At 55.3% G+C, this 18,021-nt stretch carries 17 protein-coding genes; 15 read left to right on the top strand and 2 right to left on the bottom strand.

Annotated features, from left to right (window positions below):
• Positions 1-48 precede the first annotated feature (48 nt).
• Complete coding sequence (locus IB237_RS16605) at positions 49-1,467, top strand: RtcB family protein (RefSeq protein WP_192489788.1); 1,419 nt, start codon at positions 49-51, stop codon at positions 1,465-1,467.
• A gap of 58 nt (positions 1,468-1,525) precedes the next feature.
• On the opposite strand, the gene IB237_RS16600 is transcribed toward IB237_RS16605, so the two are convergent.
• The gene (locus IB237_RS16600; RefSeq protein WP_192489787.1) at positions 1,526-1,939 is read right to left on the bottom strand and encodes an Lrp/AsnC family transcriptional regulator; all 414 of its coding nucleotides are present in this window, start codon (positions 1,937-1,939) and stop codon (positions 1,526-1,528) included.
• 261 nt (positions 1,940-2,200) lie between these two features.
• Between IB237_RS16600 and IB237_RS16595 the strand changes: the two genes are divergently transcribed.
• From IB237_RS16595 to IB237_RS16550, 10 genes are all read left to right on the top strand, one after another.
• Positions 2,201-2,956: a transporter substrate-binding domain-containing protein gene (locus IB237_RS16595; protein ID WP_192489927.1), complete on the top strand. Its 756-nt coding sequence runs from the start codon at positions 2,201-2,203 to the stop codon at positions 2,954-2,956.
• Between the two features lie 147 nt (positions 2,957-3,103).
• Positions 3,104-3,766, top strand: coding sequence for an amino acid ABC transporter permease (locus tag IB237_RS16590; RefSeq protein WP_192489786.1), 663 nt, complete (start codon positions 3,104-3,106; stop codon positions 3,764-3,766).
• On the top strand, positions 3,763-4,419 hold the full coding sequence (locus IB237_RS16585; protein WP_192489785.1) for an amino acid ABC transporter permease: 657 nt from the start codon (positions 3,763-3,765) through the stop codon (positions 4,417-4,419). The genes IB237_RS16590 and IB237_RS16585 overlap by 4 nt, the downstream gene beginning before the upstream one ends.
• Positions 4,416-5,180 (top strand): amino acid ABC transporter ATP-binding protein, encoded by a 765-nt coding sequence (locus tag IB237_RS16580; RefSeq protein WP_305852557.1) that lies wholly within the window; start codon positions 4,416-4,418, stop codon positions 5,178-5,180. The genes IB237_RS16585 and IB237_RS16580 overlap by 4 nt, the downstream gene beginning before the upstream one ends.
• Positions 5,181-5,192: 12 nt before the next feature.
• Positions 5,193-6,884 (top strand): M20/M25/M40 family metallo-hydrolase, encoded by a 1,692-nt coding sequence (locus IB237_RS16575; protein ID WP_192489784.1) that lies wholly within the window; start codon positions 5,193-5,195, stop codon positions 6,882-6,884.
• Between the two features lie 60 nt (positions 6,885-6,944).
• Positions 6,945-8,006 carry an ornithine cyclodeaminase gene (locus IB237_RS16570; protein ID WP_192489783.1) on the top strand — a complete coding sequence of 354 codons (1,062 nt, stop codon included), beginning with the start codon at positions 6,945-6,947 and terminating at the stop codon, positions 8,004-8,006.
• 355 nt (positions 8,007-8,361) lie between these two features.
• Entirely contained in the window at positions 8,362-9,849 is a 1,488-nt protein-coding gene (locus IB237_RS16565; RefSeq protein ID WP_192489782.1) for an NAD-dependent succinate-semialdehyde dehydrogenase, read from the top strand.
• 735 nt (positions 9,850-10,584) lie between these two features.
• Positions 10,585-11,421 carry an alpha/beta fold hydrolase gene (locus IB237_RS16560; RefSeq protein WP_305852556.1) on the top strand — a complete coding sequence of 279 codons (837 nt, stop codon included), beginning with the start codon at positions 10,585-10,587 and terminating at the stop codon, positions 11,419-11,421.
• Positions 11,422-11,523: 102 nt separating this feature from the next.
• Positions 11,524-11,982: a Rid family hydrolase gene (locus IB237_RS16555; RefSeq protein WP_192489780.1), complete on the top strand. Its 459-nt coding sequence runs from the start codon at positions 11,524-11,526 to the stop codon at positions 11,980-11,982.
• A gap of 68 nt (positions 11,983-12,050) precedes the next feature.
• The gene (locus IB237_RS16550) at positions 12,051-12,779 is read left to right on the top strand and encodes a gamma-glutamylcyclotransferase (protein ID WP_192489779.1); all 729 of its coding nucleotides are present in this window, start codon (positions 12,051-12,053) and stop codon (positions 12,777-12,779) included.
• 38 nt (positions 12,780-12,817) lie between these two features.
• Here the strand turns inward: IB237_RS16550 and IB237_RS16545 are convergent, their stop codons facing one another.
• Positions 12,818-13,717, bottom strand: coding sequence for a LysR family transcriptional regulator (locus tag IB237_RS16545; protein WP_192489778.1), 900 nt, complete (start codon positions 13,715-13,717; stop codon positions 12,818-12,820).
• Between the two features lie 120 nt (positions 13,718-13,837).
• On the opposite strand from IB237_RS16545, the gene IB237_RS16540 reads away from it, so the two are divergent.
• From IB237_RS16540 to IB237_RS16525, 4 genes are all read left to right on the top strand, one after another.
• The gene (locus IB237_RS16540; RefSeq protein ID WP_192489777.1) at positions 13,838-14,770 is read left to right on the top strand and encodes a ring-cleaving dioxygenase; all 933 of its coding nucleotides are present in this window, start codon (positions 13,838-13,840) and stop codon (positions 14,768-14,770) included.
• Positions 14,771-14,911: 141 nt separating this feature from the next.
• Positions 14,912-15,601 (top strand): hydrolase, encoded by a 690-nt coding sequence (locus IB237_RS16535; RefSeq protein WP_192489776.1) that lies wholly within the window; start codon positions 14,912-14,914, stop codon positions 15,599-15,601.
• A 68-nt stretch (positions 15,602-15,669) separates the two neighbouring features.
• The gene (locus IB237_RS16530) at positions 15,670-15,957 is read left to right on the top strand and encodes a XapX domain-containing protein (RefSeq protein ID WP_192489775.1); all 288 of its coding nucleotides are present in this window, start codon (positions 15,670-15,672) and stop codon (positions 15,955-15,957) included.
• Between the two features lie 94 nt (positions 15,958-16,051).
• Positions 16,052-17,929: an amidohydrolase gene (locus IB237_RS16525; RefSeq protein ID WP_192489774.1), complete on the top strand. Its 1,878-nt coding sequence runs from the start codon at positions 16,052-16,054 to the stop codon at positions 17,927-17,929.
• Positions 17,930-18,021: the final 92 nt, after the last annotated feature.

Below are 18,021 nucleotides of genomic sequence, written 5' to 3'. Positions count from 1 at the left end.
TCCGGCAATGATGAATGAATGAGAAGGACTGCGAACGCAGAAAAGAAGATGGTTGAGATCGTAAGCGGACAGGATTTGATTGACGCGGGCATGCCGCAGGGCAAGTGGTTTCGCCCGGCGCTGGATGCCGCCAATAAAGTTTTGAATGACGGCGGTTCGATGAGTGCCGCCATGGCGACAGCACTTGCATTCCGGCCAGCCCCGACTGTACCGCTGAAAACGGATGGCGATGTCGAGATCTATTCCAACATCCGTGCCGAAAACGTGTTCGAACAAGACAATGTCGAGAAGGTCAATGCTACCATGCGGGCGCTTGTCCGCACGCCTGTTGTGCGCGCGGCGGCAATCATGCCGGACGCCTGCCCAGCCGGACCGGTGGGAACCATTCCTGTTGGTGGCGTGGTTGCTTCCGAGGCGATCCATCCTGGCATGCATTCGGCCGATATCTGTTGCTCCATGGCAATCTCGATCTTCCCCGGCGTTGATCCAAAGTCGTTGCTGGATGCGATCCACTCCGTGACGCATTTCGGGCCTGGTGGTCGTGCCGTTGATCAGCGTGTCAAACCGTCCGAAGCAACATTGGCGGCTTTCCAGCAGAACCCGTATCTGAGCGGCGCGGTTTTGAATGTTGGTATCGAGCACTTTGCAACGCAGGGTGACGGCAACCATTTTGCCTATGTCGGAACGATGAAGTCGACCGGCGAGACGGCACTGGTTACCCATCATGGATCGCGAGCGCCCGGTGCCCGGCTCTATGAACGTGGAATGAAGGTGGCAAACAAATTCCGTGAACAATTGTCACCGGAAACACACCGCGACAATGCCTGGATTCCGGCGGATACCGAGGAGGGTGATCTTTACTGGTCGGCTCTGCAGTCCATCCGCCAGTGGACGAAGGAAAACCATTATGTGCTGCATGACATGACGGCGGGAAAGCTGTCTGCCAAGGTGTCGGACCGCTTCTGGAACGAACATAACTTTGTGTTCCGAAAGTCAGACGGTCTGTTCTACCACGGTAAGGGGGCGACGCCTGCCTTTGATGGCTGGGCTGAGGATGCGACCGATCTGACGATCATTCCGCTCAACATGGCGGAGCCGATCCTGATCGTGCGTGGCTCCAATGCTGCTCATGGTCTGGGCTTCTCACCGCATGGCGCGGGCCGTAACTTTTCGCGTAGTGCTCATTTGCGGCGTCTCGCGGCGGAATATGGCGCCGATTCCCGTGGGCTGAGCCCGAACAACATTGCCGACATCATGGCAAACGAGACGGCTGGACTGGATGTACGTTTCTTCTCGGGAGAGGCGGACGTGTCCGAACTGCCGGGTGCCTACAAGTCGGCGGCCAATGTGCGTGCCCAGATCGAACATTACGGCCTTGCCGAAGTGGTCGACGAGGTGATCCCGTTCGGAAGCATCATGGCTGGTGACTGGCAGAAGAATGCGCCATGGCGCAAGAAACGTCGCTGAATATAGGGCGAGGCGGCTGATGCCGCCTCGTTCAAGCACGCCCGTTAAGCTGGGCCGGTCAGGCCGGACCAAGCAGGATGAAGGTCTCGCTTTTTGACACGCCTTCGGTGCCGCGCACCGTTGAAATCAGCTGGTTCAACTCGGACATTGTCGATACCTCGATTTCGGCTACAGCATCCCAGACACCATTTGTATTGGAAAGAGACGCCACACCCGGCAAGCGTTTGATGGCCGACACTGTGTGCTTTGGTGAGCCGGAAACTTCAACGAGGATAAAGGCTCGGATCAGATCGCGGCTGATGTCGTCTTTCAATCTGACGGTGAAACCCTTGATGTCGCCTGATTCAATCAGGCGATCGAGCCGCTTTTGAGCAGTGGCGCGGGCGACGCCGAGAATCTGCGCAAGCTGTGGAACCGACGCCCGGCCATTGATCCGCAACTCCGCAATCAGCCGTCTATCAAGGTCGTCCATTTTTTACCATTTCGTCAAATGACTTACTATTTCGTCATTATATGAAATTTTCGAGCGCTTTGTATTCTTTTTTGTTCTCGTTTCTCGAATTACCAATTGTCATCGCTGAGCAAGAGCTGGCCCTCGAAAAAAGCGGGATAATCCAAAAGAGCGGGCCGGTTGATAGCAGCAATTCGAAGACATCGAAGCTATACACACGACGTCCTGCTATGAGCCGGGACATCTTTTTGGGAGACGACCTGCATGAAACTTACTCGCGCAATGTACGGCCTTTTTGTTGCTGCGACCCTCTGCTTGCCTTTCACAAGTGCACATGCTGACGATCTGGAAAAAGTCCAGAAAGCCGGCAAGCTTTCGATTGCACTGTCGGGCGTTTTCCCTCCGTTCAGCTTCGTTGACGAAAGCAACAAGGTTGTTGGATTTGACGTCGAGATCGGTTCTGAAATTGCCAAGCGCCTGAACGTGGAACCGGAAATCATTACCACTGCCTGGGATGGTATTATCGCTGGTCTGGTCACCGGCCGCTACGACACCATCATCGGTTCGATGAGCGTGACCGAAGAGCGCAAGAAGGCAGTAGACTTCGTTGGTCCTTATTACCGCTCCGGTCTTGCTGCCTTTGTTCGCTCTGGTGCTGGCGTTGCCAATATCGATGAACTGAAGGGCAAGAATGTTGGCGTGACACTCGGCGAAGCCGCAGAAAAATGGGCTCGCGAACAGAACTTGTTTGAAGTGCGTACATACAAGGGACTGCCGGAAATGCTTCTTGACCTGACGGCTGGTCGTGTCGACGCCATCATCGCTGATGACGTTCCGGTTTTCGTCGCCATTGCCAAGAACAATACGCCAGTAGAACAGGTCAAGGATGAGCGCATGCCACGTTACGACGTTGGTATTGCTGTCCGTAAGGGCAATCCCGAACTCGCTGCCGCCATGCAGAAGGCACTGGACGACATGATGGCTGATGGCACCTATGAGGCCATTTCGAAAAAGTGGATCGGCCAGGACGTTCGTTAATCGACGGTTTGACGCGCTAACGCCTGATGTTTCGCGGGGGGGAAATGGATCGCAGTGCAAACTGTCTGAAATCTTCCGCCCAGTCATTCGATCCGTTTACAGAGATCGGGCTCCGAAATGTTCGGTTGCCAGGTCCGAGAGGCCGCAATGGACTTTCAATTAATCTGGCGGATAACGCCCTTCGTATTGGAAGCCTCGCTTCTGACCATCCAACTCACGGTCTGCTCGCTGGCGATTGGTCTCGTTGTTGCGGCTGTGGTGGTAACCGGCCGGTTTTCCAGAATAACGGCTGTCCGTTGGGCCGCTACCATCTATGTCAGCATTTTGCGTGGCACGCCGTTGTTGGTACAGCTGTTCATCGTCTTTTTCGGTGGTCCGCAGCTTGGTTTTGAACTCACGCCGTTTCTGGCGGGTGTTCTGACCATGGGCTTCAATATCGGCGCCTACATGTCAGAGGGTATCAAGGGAGCCATTATCTCCGTTGATAAGGGGCAATCCGAAGCCTCCCGCTCTCTCGGTTTTGGCCGGTTCGATACGATGCGTCTGTTCGTGCTGCCGCAGGCCGCACCTCTGATGATCCGTTCGCTGGGTGTGAACACGGTCATCCTGTCCAAAAGTACCGCCCTTGTCTCTACCATCGGCGTGGTTGAACTGACCTATTCCGCCCAACGGTTTGTGACCTCCACCTACAAGCCATTCGAGGTGTTTGCTGTTGCGGGCGCTGCTTACCTCGCCATTGTTGCGGTCATTTCGCTGACCGTACGTGGAGTGGAATATCTGTTTACCTCCAAAGGGGAGGTTCCAGCATGAGTTTCGATTTCAGCGTCGTACCGCCCTATTGGGAAATGCTTCTGATCGGCCTGCTCTGGACGGTTGTGATTACCGCCATCGCTGGAACCGTCAGCGTCATCTTAGGTATTGGCATTGCCACGACAACACTCTATGGCCCACACATTGTTGCAGCGCCTGTGCGTGCCGTTATCTTTCTGTTTATGGGAACGCCTCTGCTTCTGCAGCTGTACTTGATGTATTACGGCCTGTCCCAGTTGGGCGTGCTGTTACCGGCTTTCTGGACAGGGGTTCTGGGGCTTGGCCTGCACTACGCAGCTTATAACGCAGATATTTTCCGGGCATCGCTGAAGGCGGTTGATCCGGGCCAGGCGGAAGCGGCGCGCTCCCTGGGCTTTGGTCACCTTGCCACGTTGCGGCACTTCATCATTCCGCAGTCTTTCCTGACGGCACTGCCGCAGGTGGGTAATAACAGCATCATCCTGCTGAAGGATACGGCGGTGTTGTCGGTGCTGGGGATAACCGAACTTGTCCTCAACGCGCAGCGCGCCATCAGCGAAACCTATCGTCCGTTCGAGTTCTATCTGACCGCAGCTGTGCTTTATTACGTCGTCAATCTGGTGATGGAATATCTGCTCCGTATAGCGGCCCGCAAAGTGGAAGCCATTCGATGAAAGCTCAAACTCCCATGATCGAACTGCGGCAGATCCGCAAATCCTACGGGCCTCATGAAGTGCTCAAAGGCATTGACCTGACGGTTGCTCGCGGCAAGATCGTTTCGATTATCGGCCCAAGCGGCTCGGGCAAAAGTACCCTTTTGCGGTCGATCAACATGCTGGAGGAAACATCTTCTGGCGAAATCTGGCTCGATGGCCAGATGGTCAATCGTCCCTTGAAGGGCCGTGCCTTCGAAAAACACATCAACCATATCCGTCAGGAAATGGGCATGGTTTTCCAGCAGTTTAACCTGTTTCCGCATCTGACCGTTCTGCAGAACATAATGATTGGCCCGATGCGGCTGAAAGGGTTGAGCAAGGTCGAGGCGAGAGATCGCGCCGACGCGTTGCTGGCAAAGGTTGGCCTGGCCGAGAAGGGCGATGCCTATCCGGCACGTTTGTCGGGCGGACAGAAGCAGCGCGTGGCAATTGCCCGTGCATTGGCAATGCAGCCAAAGGTGATGCTTTTCGATGAGGCGACGTCCGCGCTGGACCCCGAACTCGTTGAGGAAGTGAACCAGGTCATGAAACAGCTGGCGGCTGAGCACATGACCATGTTGATCGTTACCCATGAAATGCGCTTTGCAGCCGAAGTATCTGACCACGTCATGTTCATGGACGGCGGTGTGGTGGTCGAGCAGGGCGCCCCAGATCAGGTCCTAACCAACCCGGTGGAAGAGCGCACGCGCTCATTCCTCAGAAAACATCTTTCGAACTAAACGGAAAAAGCCATGACAAGCGAACAAAACTTTGCTTCCCGCGTCGGAAGCGAGATCGATGGTGCTCGCGTGCGCGAGTTTGCCTTACGGATGACCTCCTGGAGAAGCGAAACAGGCACAGTCGGTGAATCGACCTTCGCAAACCGCCTTTATGAGTTGCTTCAGGAAATCCCTTATTTTCAGCAGAATCCCGATGACTTGCGGCTTGTCGCCAGCCATGGCGATCCGTTGACCCACAATGTCGTCGCGCTGGTTCGCGGAACCGGCAAGAGAACACTGGCACTTGCAGGTCACTTTGACACGGTGTCGACCGACAACTATCACGATCTCAAGGACCTCTCCTGCGAGAGCCTGGCGTTGAAAGATGCGCTGATCAAGGACCTGTCAGCCCGGGACGACCGCTCTGAACAGGAAGAACGCGCCCTTCAGGATCTACTGAGCGGAGATTTTTTGCCCGGTCGTGGTCTGCTTGACATGAAAAGCGGTCTTGCGGTGGCGGTTGCGTGCATCGAGAAATTTGCCGCCGATGCTGATCGCAAGGGCAACTTGATGTTTGTCTCGACGCCCGACGAAGAGCGTGAAAGCCGCGGTATGCGTTCGATGCGTGATGCGTTCCCGTCACTTGTTGATGATCTTGGCATCGAAATCGAAGCGGGCGTCAACCTCGACGTGACCTCGGATCAGGGCGACGGCAGTGAAGGTCGCGCCGTTTATGCTGGCACAATCGGAAAACTGCTTCCGTTTGCTTTGGTCATTGGGTGCAGCTCGCATGCCAGCTACCCCTATGAAGGTGTCAGCGCCCAGGCAATGGGGGCAGGTATTCTCGCAAGGCTTGAAGGCAATGCTTCACTGGCCGACAAGGATGAAAACGACGTCTCTCCACCGCCGATTTGCCTTGAGGCGAAGGATCTTCGCAGCGGTTATGAGGTAACCACACCGGAGCGTTTTTGGATCGCCTTCAACTGGCTCTATCACGCCATGAGCGCTGATGAGCTTTTCGCGCGTTTTACGCAGGAAGTGATAATCGGTGCGACGGAAGCCGTCGAAAAATTCTCTGCGGCATCCGTAGAATACAGCCGCCTTGTTGGCCGTAGTGCTGGTGCAACACCTGCCAGGCCAAGGATCGTGACTTTCAAGGAATTGAAGGCAGCTGCAGGTCGTGCGTTTGGAGATGGTTTTGAGGCCGTATACCGCACAAAGGAACAGGAGCTTGCGCATATCGACAACCCGCTGGTTCTCACCCGTGAACTGACGGAATGGCTTGTGTCGATTGCCCGCGTTTCGGGCCCGGCCATCGTGATCGGCTTTGCAGGATTGCACTATCCGTCCAGTCGTCTGCGAATGTCTGATCGCAATGACCGCCTGTTGTTCCAGGCAATTGAAGAGGCACGTGCCGGTCTTGGCAATGATCCATCGAGAAGCATCGTGTGGAAACCCCACTTCCAGGGTATTTCCGACATGAGTTTCCTCGGTCTTGCGGCAAGCGGAAGCACCGTCGTTTCGGAAAACACGCCGATTTCGCGTTTGATCGATTTACCGCCAGCGAATGCCAAAAGCTTCCCAACCGTCAATCTCGGACCTTGGGGACGCGAATTCCACCAGAAGCTTGAACGCGTCCATGCTCCCTATGCATTCGAAGTTCTGCCGGGTCTGGTGATGGACATTACCCGCACATTCCTGGGCGACAACAGCACGGAAGCCTGATCAGGGCAGACCAACAATGGGTAGCGAAAGCCACCAAGCAATTGTGAGGATAGATCGAATATGACTGCCAATCAGAACCTCAATGTCGTGCCGTTTGTCAGCGTTGACCACATGATGCGCCTTGTCCTGAAGGTTGGAACGGAAACCTTCCTGACCGAACTTGCTGACGTGATCGAGGAAGATTTCCTACGCTGGGAACAGTTCGACAAGACGCCACGCGTCGCGTCTCATTCCGATGAGGGCGTCATCGAACTGATGCCAACCAGCGATGGTACCCTCTACGGGTTCAAATATGTGAATGGCCACCCGAAAAACACTAAAGAGGGGCGCCAGACGGTCACTGCGTTCGGTGTGCTTTCCGATGTTGGTAATGGTTATCCGATGCTGCTGTCGGAGATGACCATTCTGACGGCGTTGCGCACGGCGGCGATGTCGGCGGTTGCTGCAAAACATCTTGCACGTCCGAACTCCCGGACCATGGCGATCATCGGAAATGGCGCGCAGAGTGAATTCCAGGCCTTAGCGTTCAAGGCGATACTCGGTGTCGACCGGTTGCGCCTTTATGATCTGGACCCAAGTGCGACGGAGCGTTGCGCCCGCAACCTTAGCGCCAAGGGCTTCTCGATTACCAAGTGCGCGTCGCCGCAGGAAGCCGTGGAGGGTGCCGATATCGTAACAACGGTCACCGCAGACAAGTTGAATGCGACGATCCTTTCCGACAACATGGTTGGACCGGGAATTCACATCAATGCGGTGGGTGGTGATTGCCCAGGCAAAACAGAACTGCACAAGGACATCCTGTTGCGGTCGGACATTTTTGTCGAATATCCGCCACAGACCCGTATTGAAGGCGAAATTCAGCAGCTAGACGCGAATTATCCTGTCAAAGAGCTGTGGGAAGTGATTGCTGGTAAAAAGCAGGGTCGTGACAACGAACGTGCCATCACGCTGTTTGACAGCGTTGGTTTTGCAATCGAGGACTTTTCAGCGCTTCGCTACGTGCGCAGCAAGCTTGAAGAAACAGGCCTGTTTGTTGACCTCGATCTGCTGGCGGACCCGGACGAGCCGCGCGATCTCTACGGCATGCTGTTGCGATGCGAGGCAAAACTGCAGGCCGCCTGAACATATCAAAGAAAGATGCGGGCGGATTGCCCGCATCAATAAAATCAGACTGTCAGCTTTTGCCGAGGATTTGTTTGGCAATCGCAGATGCCGCCTCGACGTGAGCGCGGCAGGCTAATGCTGCCGCTTCCGGCGCATTGCGTTCGATTTCAGCAAAATTTTTACGAATTTGCGTTGGTCAAACACCATGCGGTTTCCTGCATCAGGCGCGGGGAGCAGGCCTGGTTGAGTTTCGCACCTGACGCAACACATAAGCATTCTCTTGACACCTCGTGCGGGGTCCGGTGAATTCGGTTCCGTAACGTTGCACCTGATTTCAGCTCTCTGATTTCAGCCATTGAAGGAGACTTCCGCCATGGCCCTGTCCGACACACTTCTTGCCAAACTGAAAGACCCCACGCTGGCCACCGACAAGGCGTTGATCGATGGTCAATGGCAGGCGAGCGGTGAGGGCGGTGCGAGTTTCGTCGTGACCAACCCTTCGACCGGTGAGGTGATTGCCACATTGCCCGATATGACCCGTGCCGATGCTGCACGCGCCATTGATGCTGCCCACAAGGCGCAGAAACTCTGGGCAAAAAAGACCGGTAAGCAGCGCGCTGCAGTCCTGCGCAAACTTTACGACTTGATGGTTGCCAATGCCGATGACCTCGCGGCGATCCTGACCATGGAAATGGGCAAGCCGCTGGCCGAGGCAAAGGGTGAAATCCTTTACGGCGCCGCTTATGTCGAGTGGTTCGGTGAGGAAGCCAAACGTGTATATGGCGACACCATTCCCGGCCACCAGCCAGACAAGCGTATCATCGTGTTGAAACAGCCAATCGGTGTGGTGGCCTCCATCACTCCATGGAATTTCCCCAATGCCATGCTGGCGCGTAAGTTTGCGCCTGCTGTTGCTGCGGGGTGCGCGATGGTGTCGAAGCCTGCGGCTGAAACGCCACTGTCAGCGCTTGCGCTTGCGGTGCTGGCTGAAAGGGCCGGTCTGCCGGCCGGTGTGTTTAATGTTGTCACCTCGAGAAAGTCTGCAGATATCGGTCTGGAATTCACCGAAAATGACAAGGTTCGCAAGTTGACCTTCACCGGCTCAACGGGTGTTGGCAAGATCCTGATGCGTCAAGGTGCCGAACAGATCATGAAGCTAGGCCTCGAGCTTGGTGGCAATGCGCCCTTCATTGTGTTTGATGATGCAGACTTGGATGCTGCCGTTGAAGGCGCAATGATCTCGAAATATCGCAACAACGGCCAGACCTGTGTCTGCGCTAACCGGATTTACGTTCAAGCTGCGGTCTATGATGCCTTCGCTGAGAAGCTGGCAGCCAAAGTGTCCGCCATGAAGGTTGGCGACGGATTTGAAGAAGGGGTCGTTGCAGGCCCACTGATCACCGAGAAAGCCGTAGAGAAGGTGGAGGAACATATTGCCGATGCTCTGGAAAAAGGTGGCGCCATTGCTGTCGGTGGCAAACGTGATGCACGGGGTGGACTGTTTTTCCAGCCGACCATTCTGACTGGCGTCACATCGGCGATGAAGGTGGCGAAAGAAGAAACCTTCGGGCCGGTTGCGCCGCTGTTCCGGTTCGAGACGGAAAGTGACGTTATCGAAATGGCCAATGACACAGAGTTTGGCCTTGCTTCCTATTTTTATGCCAAGGATTTGTCACGGGTCTTCCGGGTTGCCGAGGCGCTGGAATATGGCATGGTCGGTATCAATACCGGTCTGATCTCCACCGAGGTCGCGCCATTCGGCGGCATCAAACAATCCGGTCAGGGCCGTGAAGGCTCGAAATACGGCATCGAGGATTATGTCGAGGTAAAATACCTCTGCCTTCAGGTAGACGGCGTTTAAGAGTGACAAAAACAAAACGACAGCGGCACGTCGTGCCGCTGTTCGCATCTTACCACGAAGATTGTTACCTACTCCCACGCAAAGGTTAACCTAGACCAGATGCTTAGAGGGATCTCGTTTATATCCAGACCGATGAGTGGTTCTTGCAGCCGGCAAGAACCGAGAAAAGCGCCGGTTAACGAGGGCCAAGCATTCTGAATAATGGAGGACGGTCTGCGTATCGTTTTACCTTGCAAAGATCGAGTTCACGATCTGGTTTTTCACGACTTTGCTCTGTCTAGAAGCGGAGCTTGATATCGAACTGACGGCTGTCGTGCTGTTCAGTATCAGGTGGTTGACGACGTCCTCGCCAGCGGTACGCAAGCCAGGCGTGACAACCTCTTAAAATACGTTATCCGCCTCTGTCGCCAGGCTGTAACTGTGTGTCACTAACCTGAACTGGCTTGATCAACCTGCCATGAACATTATTTCATAATACGCAATAAAATATCAATAATTGGTGCAATTGTTACGACGCTTGATTGGCGGCAATATCAACGCATCAGACGAACAGGTGTCGCCTGAAACTGGATACAAGGTACGGGGCATCACATGAACGAGATTTTTTCTTCTATTACCCGCCGTCGTGCGTTGCTCACTGCAGGTGCAGCCGCAGCCACGTTGGCGATTTCACCAAGACGTACATATGCAGCAGATGCTGCGTCCAACTCCACTTCGACAAAAGGAAATACTCAAATGGCTACTATTAACACCAAGGACGGCGTTGAAATCTTCTTCAAGGATTGGGGTCCAAAGGACGCGCAGCCAATCGTTTTCCATCACGGCTGGCCGCTGTCGTCGGATGACTGGGACGCCCAGATGCTGTTCTTCCTGTCGAAGGGCTACCGTGTTGTTGCGCATGACCGTCGTGGTCATGGTCGCTCGGCACAGGTGGCGGACGGTCACGACATGGACCATTATGCAGCCGACGCATTTGCTGTCGTCGAAGCCCTCGATCTGAAGAACGCCGTTCATATCGGCCATTCAACCGGTGGCGGTGAAGTTGCCCGCTATGTTGCAAAACATGGTCAGCCCGCCGGTCGTGTTGCCAAGGCTGTTCTGGTTTCTGCGGTGCCACCACTGATGTTGAAAACCGACGCTAACCCTGAGGGTCTGCCGATCGAAGTGTTTGACGGCTTCCGTTCCGCACTGGCTGCCAACCGCGCCCAGTTCTTCCGTGATGTACCGTCTGGTCCTTTTTACGGTTTCAACCGTGATGGTGAGACGGTCCAGGAAGGCGTTATCCAGAACTGGTGGCGTCAGGGCATGATGGGTGGCGCAAAGGCCCATTATGATGGCATCAAGGCTTTCTCTGAAACCGACCAGACAGAAGACTTGAAGGCGATCACCGTTCCAACGCTTGTTCTGCACGGCGAGGACGACCAGATCGTACCGATCGCAGATTCTGCCCACAAGGCGATCAAACTTCTCAAAAACGGGATGCTCAAGACCTACCCTGGTTTCTCTCATGGTATGTTGACGGTTAATGCCGATGTTCTCAACGCTGATCTGTTGGCCTTCGTCCAGGCTTGATCGCACTGGCGGCGGATGTGGCCTTTCACGCATCCGTCGCCTCTCGAGCCACTTTGATCCGCAGGCGCTCGGCGCGCTCGCTGCTCCTCCAAGGAAACTGCCATGACAAATAACAATTCCGCTAAGCAGGTCGCAAACCACGGTGTCGCCTGGGAGCGTGCCTTCGGATACCAACAGGCCGTACAGGTAAAAGATACGATCTACATCTCAGGGCAGTTGAGCCACGATGCGGGCGGCAAGCTCGTCGCACCCGCGGAGCTAGATGCCAAGGGTCGGCCTGCTGACTTCTCGCAGATGGAAGAACAAATCCGCCAGACTTATGTCAACGCCAAGAAGCTCCTCGCCAAATTCGACGCCAGTCTTGATGACGTAGTCGAAGAGACACTTTACGTTCTCGACGTTCCGAGCGCATTTGCGGTCGGGTCAGCGGTCCGAAAGGAAATGTATGGGACCGACATGCCGCAATGCACCAGCAACCTGATTGGTGTGACTGCGTTGGCATTTCCGGAGCAGATTGTTGAGATTACGTTCCGCGCAGTGATCGACCGTGCGACGTCTTGATGTAATGCCCCATGAACTGCCGGATGCGACAACGGTCCTGCGGTTACCTCGTTAGAATGGTTTTTAAGATGCCGCGACTACCCACAGCCAAGACGACTCTCTCAGCGTCCATGCAACTGACTTCTGAACTCGTCGCAAGAACGCTCAGGATCGTCGAGGAAGAGGGGCCGGAGCCCAACTGGAGCCCGATCTCGTCTCGGCAGCTCGATGCCCTCGTCAGTCGCGTTGAGCAGGAAGCCCACGATGAGGAGATTTGGGTATTCGCTTACGGATCCCTGATGTGGAACCCAGGTTTTCAAGTGGCTGGCAGCGAAAATGCCGTCGCATTCGGATGGCACCGCGCGTTCTCTCTGAGAATAGAGCGACTGCGGGCCACTTCCGATGCGCCGGGCCTTATGTTGGCCCTTCAGCCAGGTGGCAGCTGTTCCGGTTTAATCCTCAAGCTACCTTGCGCAACGAAGACGCAGGACCTGCGCACGCTTCTGGCGCGGGAGATACGCTACGCCGAAGTGTGTGATATGGTCCGATGGGTTTCGGTCAAGACACCGACAGGAATGCGCCGCGCACTCACATTCTGGGCGAGCCCGAAGCAATCTCAGCTCACGCAGAAGATCCCTCTTGAAGAGGCCGCGACCTTGATCGCGCAAGCGTGCGGACCGGCGGGATCCTGTGCGGAATATTTGCATCGAACGGTTCTGGACCTAGCGGATCGCAATATCTTAGACCGAAACCTGTGGCAGCTCCAGAAACTGGTCGCAGACAGGCTAAGAATAAGTGCGCCGTTCGTCTCAACTTGAGCCAGCATTCCGGCTTTGAGGATGTGCTGGTGTGGTTATCAATCCAACATAACCATGTGGGATGCGACCTGTTCTTCAAAAAACTTCGAGAAGGACGCGATGCGTGGTGGTAACGCCTGATACGGCGGATAGTAGAGTGTCAGCCACAGATCCGGCGGTGCCCATCCCTTGAAGACATGCACAAGACGACCGCTCCTGATGTGATCGGCAATATTGAACCCTGGAAGAAGAGCCACCCCGGAGCCATCTGCAGCCATATCCGCCAAGACCTCGCCACTGTTGGCGCTGAAGGCACGACCCGCCGAGATTGATATACTCGACCCGCCATCCGACAGAACCCAGGTCTCTGCTCGGCTTTCACCACTGTAGGCTAGGCAATCGTTAGGCGTCAGTTCGTTTGGATGCTGCATATCGACAAACCGGCTTCCGGGTGCTGCGACCAGAATACGCGGCACGACACGGATTTTACGCCAGATCGTGAATTTGTCCGAGGGTTGCGATGAAATACGGATTGCCAGATCAAAGTCATCGTCAACGATGTTCACCAGACCGTCCGACAAGGAAATCTCAAAGCTCATCTTTGGATAACGTTCCTTGAATCCTGACAGGATCGGCGGCAACACCGCCTTACCGAACCAGGTTGGCGAACTGATGCGCAAGCGGCCTTCATCGGCCTTGTTCGCATTTCTCACATCTTTGCGGGCATTTTCGAGTGCCTCGACCGCAGGCTGGATTTGCGCTGCAAAAACAGCGCCATCCGTTGTCAGCGAAACCTGCCGCGTTGTGCGCACAAATAGCTGGACACCGAGGTCATCCTCCAGCGCGGCAATGGCGCGCGTAACGGCCGCAGGTGTCATGTTCAATTCGCGGGCCACCTGCGCGAAATTGCGCTTTTCCGCGGCCAGCAGGAAGGTTTTCAGGGCTCTGTAATCGTTCATCTCTATTATTTCAAAAATCGCAATTCATTCGAAAGAAATATTGCAATTCCGCGCAGTAATCAACCCGGCTAAAACTCTACTCAACGAAACGGACAACGCCAGCGCAGAAAGGCAAAGATTATGATCAAGGACATCAAGGGATTGCATCACATCACATCGATGGCATCTGATGCACAGCAGAACAACAGGTTCTTCACCGATACGCTCGGTCTGCGCCGCGTGAAGAAGACAGTCAACTTCGACGACCCAAGTGTCTACCACCTCTATTACGGTGATGAGAACGGGACACCCGGTACGGTCATGACATATTTTCCCTTCGCCAACATGATGCTCGGTCGGCCAGGTGTCGGTGAAGTCGGCGAAACACAGTTTGCCGTTCCTAAGGGCGCACTTTCCTTCTGGAAAGACCGCTTCACGGCGCAGGGTGTCGGTGGGGTTGAAACCGACAGGGCTTTTGGTGCCAACCGCCTGCGCTTCATTGGCCCGGATGGCGATGCTTTCGCTCTGGTCGAAACCGCAGATGACAAGCGCGCCGGCTGGGTCGGTGAGGGTGTCTCGGACGATGTTGCCATCCGCGGATTTAGCGGGGCGCGTTTCAATCTGCACGATACTGCAGCCACCGCAGAACTTCTCGGCTTCATGGGGTATGAGCGGACAGAGGCTGAAGGTGATGTCACTCGGTTTGTCATTCCCGGCGGCAATGGTGCAGACACGATTGATCTTGTCTCGCTTCCAAAGACACCTTTCGCCCGTCAGGGCGCCGGCTCGGTCCACCACATAGCTTTTGCAGTCGACAATCGCGAAAAGCAACTCGAAGTGCGCAAGGCACTGATGGATACGGGTTACCAGGTCACACCGGTGATCGATAGAGACTACTTCTGGGCGATCTACTTCCGGACGCCGGGCGGCATCCTGTTCGAAATCGCCACCAACGAACCCGGTTTTGACCGGGACGAAGATACTGCCCATCTCGGCGAAGCATTGAAACTGCCAAGCCGCTATGAAAACTTCCGCGATCAGATCGAGGCTAATCTGGTTCCGATTGCGGCGTAAGACCGGGGTTTTCAACCCCATCCACTGACCAAAACATTATCCGCCTTTCGAAACGGCTGCCTGAGGCAGGCAGCCGACAGCCGAAGGTATCTCAAAACTCAACGCCGCTGATCGGCACTCAAATTTAAACGGAGAACCACCATGTCTAAGCTCGAAGTCCTTACCCCTGCAAACAGCCAGCTCATCTTCATCGACCAGCAGCCGCAGATGGCGTTTGGTGTTCAGTCGATCGATCGCCAGACACTGAAGAACAACGTGGTTGGTCTTGCCAAGGCAGCCAAGATCTTCAACATCCCAACAACAATCACCACGGTTGAGACGGAAAGCTTCTCCGGCAACACGTTCCCTGAACTGTTGGCAGTTTATCCGGAAAATGACATTCTTGAACGTACATCGATGAACTCTTGGGACGACCAGAATGTGCGCGATGCCCTGGCAAAGAACGCAGCCAAAGGCGCCAAAAAGATTGTCGTTTCCGGCCTGTGGACCGAAGTGTGCAACACGACCTTCGCTCTTTCCGCTCTCCACGATGTTCCAGACTATGAAATCTACATGGTGGCCGATGCGTCCGGTGGTACCTCAAGTGATGCGCACAAATACGCCATGGACCGCATGGTTCAAGCCGGTGTCATTCCAGTGACCTGGCAGCAGGTTCTGCTTGAATGGCAGCGCGATTGGGCCCGTAAGGAAACCTATGACGCTGTAACCTCGCTGGTGAAGGAGCACTCCGGTGCTTACGGCATGGGTATCGACTACGCAGTCACTCACGTTCACGGCGGTGCCGAGCGGGTCAAGCACGGCAAACGTATCGGTCCTAACCCAGCCAAGTAAGGCCTGATCGAACCGCTCCGATAATTCCCTGTCGGAGCGGTTTTTCATTCAAGAGAGGAGTACATTCCATGAAAATCTATCTTCTTTCCCTCGGCGCAGGGCTGCTAGTCGGTATCGTCTACAGTCTGCTCAATGTCCGTTCACCGGCTCCGCCGGTCATTGCGCTTGTCGGCCTTCTTGGTATTCTCGTCGGCGAACAGCTCATTCCTTTCGCAAAGACCCTGATCAACAAGGAGCCTGCGGCGGTTTCCTGGATCAACCAGATCAAGCCGCACATGTTTGGTCATTTGCCCAAGGGGGATGATGACGCCAAAGTGATCGCGGCTCGCAACAACTCGACACCATCCGACGGTTGACGAAGCAGGTGCCGCTCAGGCATCCGGTGTTTCCTTTCAAACGTCAATTTTTGCATTGATCTTCATCACCATCATAAAGCCTGGAGTTACGCCCATGTATCCCGACCTGATCCTCCACCACGGGCAGATCACGACACTCGACCGTTCAAACCCGCATGCGACGGCCGTCGCGATCAAGGACGGCACATTTCTTGACGTTGGCACGGATGCCGACATCATGGCACTTGCCGGCCCCGAAACCAAAATCATCGACCTGAAGGGCAAACGGGTGCTGCCGGGCCTGATCGACAACCACACCCACGTGGTGCGCGGTGGCCTGAACTATAACATGGAACTGCGCTGGGATGGCGTGCGCTCACTGGCGGATGCCATGGATATGCTGAAGCGCCAGGTGGCGATTACTCCGGCCCCGCAATGGGTGCGCGTGGTTGGTGGCTTTACCGAACACCAGTTTGCAGAAAAGCGCCTACCGACCATCGAAGAGATCAACGCCATTGCTCCGGATACGCCGGTGTTCCTGCTGCATCTCTATGACCGCGCACTTTTGAATGGGGCAGCCCTGCGCGCTGTCGGTTATACAAGGGACACACCAAACCCGCCCGGCGGCGAGATCACCCGCGATGCCAATGGCAACCCGACCGGCATGCTGCTGGCCAAACCCAATGCCGGCATTTTGTATTCGACACTCGCCAAAGGCCCGAAACTGCCGCTCGACTATCAGGTCAATTCGACCCGTCACTTCATGCGGGAACTGAACCGGCTGGGCGTTACCGGCGTGATCGATGCCGGGGGTGGTTTCCAGAACTACCCCGATGACTATGAGGTCATCCAGCAATTGTCGGATAACAACCAGATGACAGTGCGGCTGGCCTATAACCTGTTCACGCAAAAGCCGAAGCAGGAAAAAGAGGACTTTCTCAACTGGACGAGCTCGGTCAAATATAAACAGGGCAACGACTATTTCCGCCATAATGGGGCGGGTGAGATGCTGGTCTTCTCCGCTGCCGACTTCGAAGATTTCCGCCAACCACGTCCGGAGATGGCTCCGGAAATGGAAGGTGAACTGGAAGAGGTTGTGCGGATTCTCGCCGAGAACCGCTGGCCATGGCGTCTGCACGCTACCTATGATGAGACCATCAGCCGGGCACTGGATGTGTTCGAGAAGGTCAACAAGGACATTCCGCTCGAAGGTCTCAACTGGTTCTTCGACCACGCCGAAACCATCTCGGACCGTTCGATCGACCGGATTGCAGCGCTTGGCGGTGGTATCGCCACCCAGCATCGCATGGCCTATCAGGGCGAATACTTCGTTGAACGCTACGGTCATGGTGTTGCCGAAGCCACACCACCGATCAGGAAGATGCTCGACAAAGGTGTGAATGTCTCGGCAGGTACCGATGCCACGCGTGTTGCGTCCTATAACCCTTGGGTATCGCTGTCATGGATGGTCACCGGCAAGACGGTGGGTGGCATGCAGCTTTATCCACGCGCCAATTGCCTGGACCGTGAGACGGCGTTGCGCATGTGGACCGAGAAGGTCACATGGTTCTCCAATGAAGAGGGCAAGAAGGGCCGCATCGAGAAGGGGCAGTTTGCCGACCTGATCGTGCCGGACAAGGACTTCTTTGCCTGCGCCGAGGACGAGATTTCGTTCCTCACCTCGGAACTGACTATGGTCGGTGGCAAGATCGTTTACGGGACTGGTGACTTCAAAACGCTTGATGAGAACGATGTTCCGCCTGCGATGCCCGACTGGTCACCTGTGCGCAAGTTTGGTGGTTATGCCGCCTGGGGTGAACCGGAAGGCGCGGGCGCCCGCTCGCTACGCCGTACGGCTATCTCGACCTGCGGCTGCGCCAGCGATTGCGGTGTTCATGGTCATGACCATGCCGGTGCATGGACCTCGAAACTGCCGATTGCTGATCTCAAGGGCTTCTTCGGCGCGCTTGGATGCTCTTGCTGGGCTGTATAAGCTTTTAAAACTGATCGGGTGACCTGTTGGTCGCCCGATTTCTATTATTGCATATTTGACAATTAAATCTGAATTATTGATGCAATTGTTGT

It is taken from the genome of Agrobacterium sp. AGB01 (assembly GCF_014851585.1).
GTDB lineage: Bacteria > Pseudomonadota > Alphaproteobacteria > Rhizobiales > Rhizobiaceae > Agrobacterium.
This window is presented reverse-complemented; position numbering and strand designations above follow the sequence as displayed.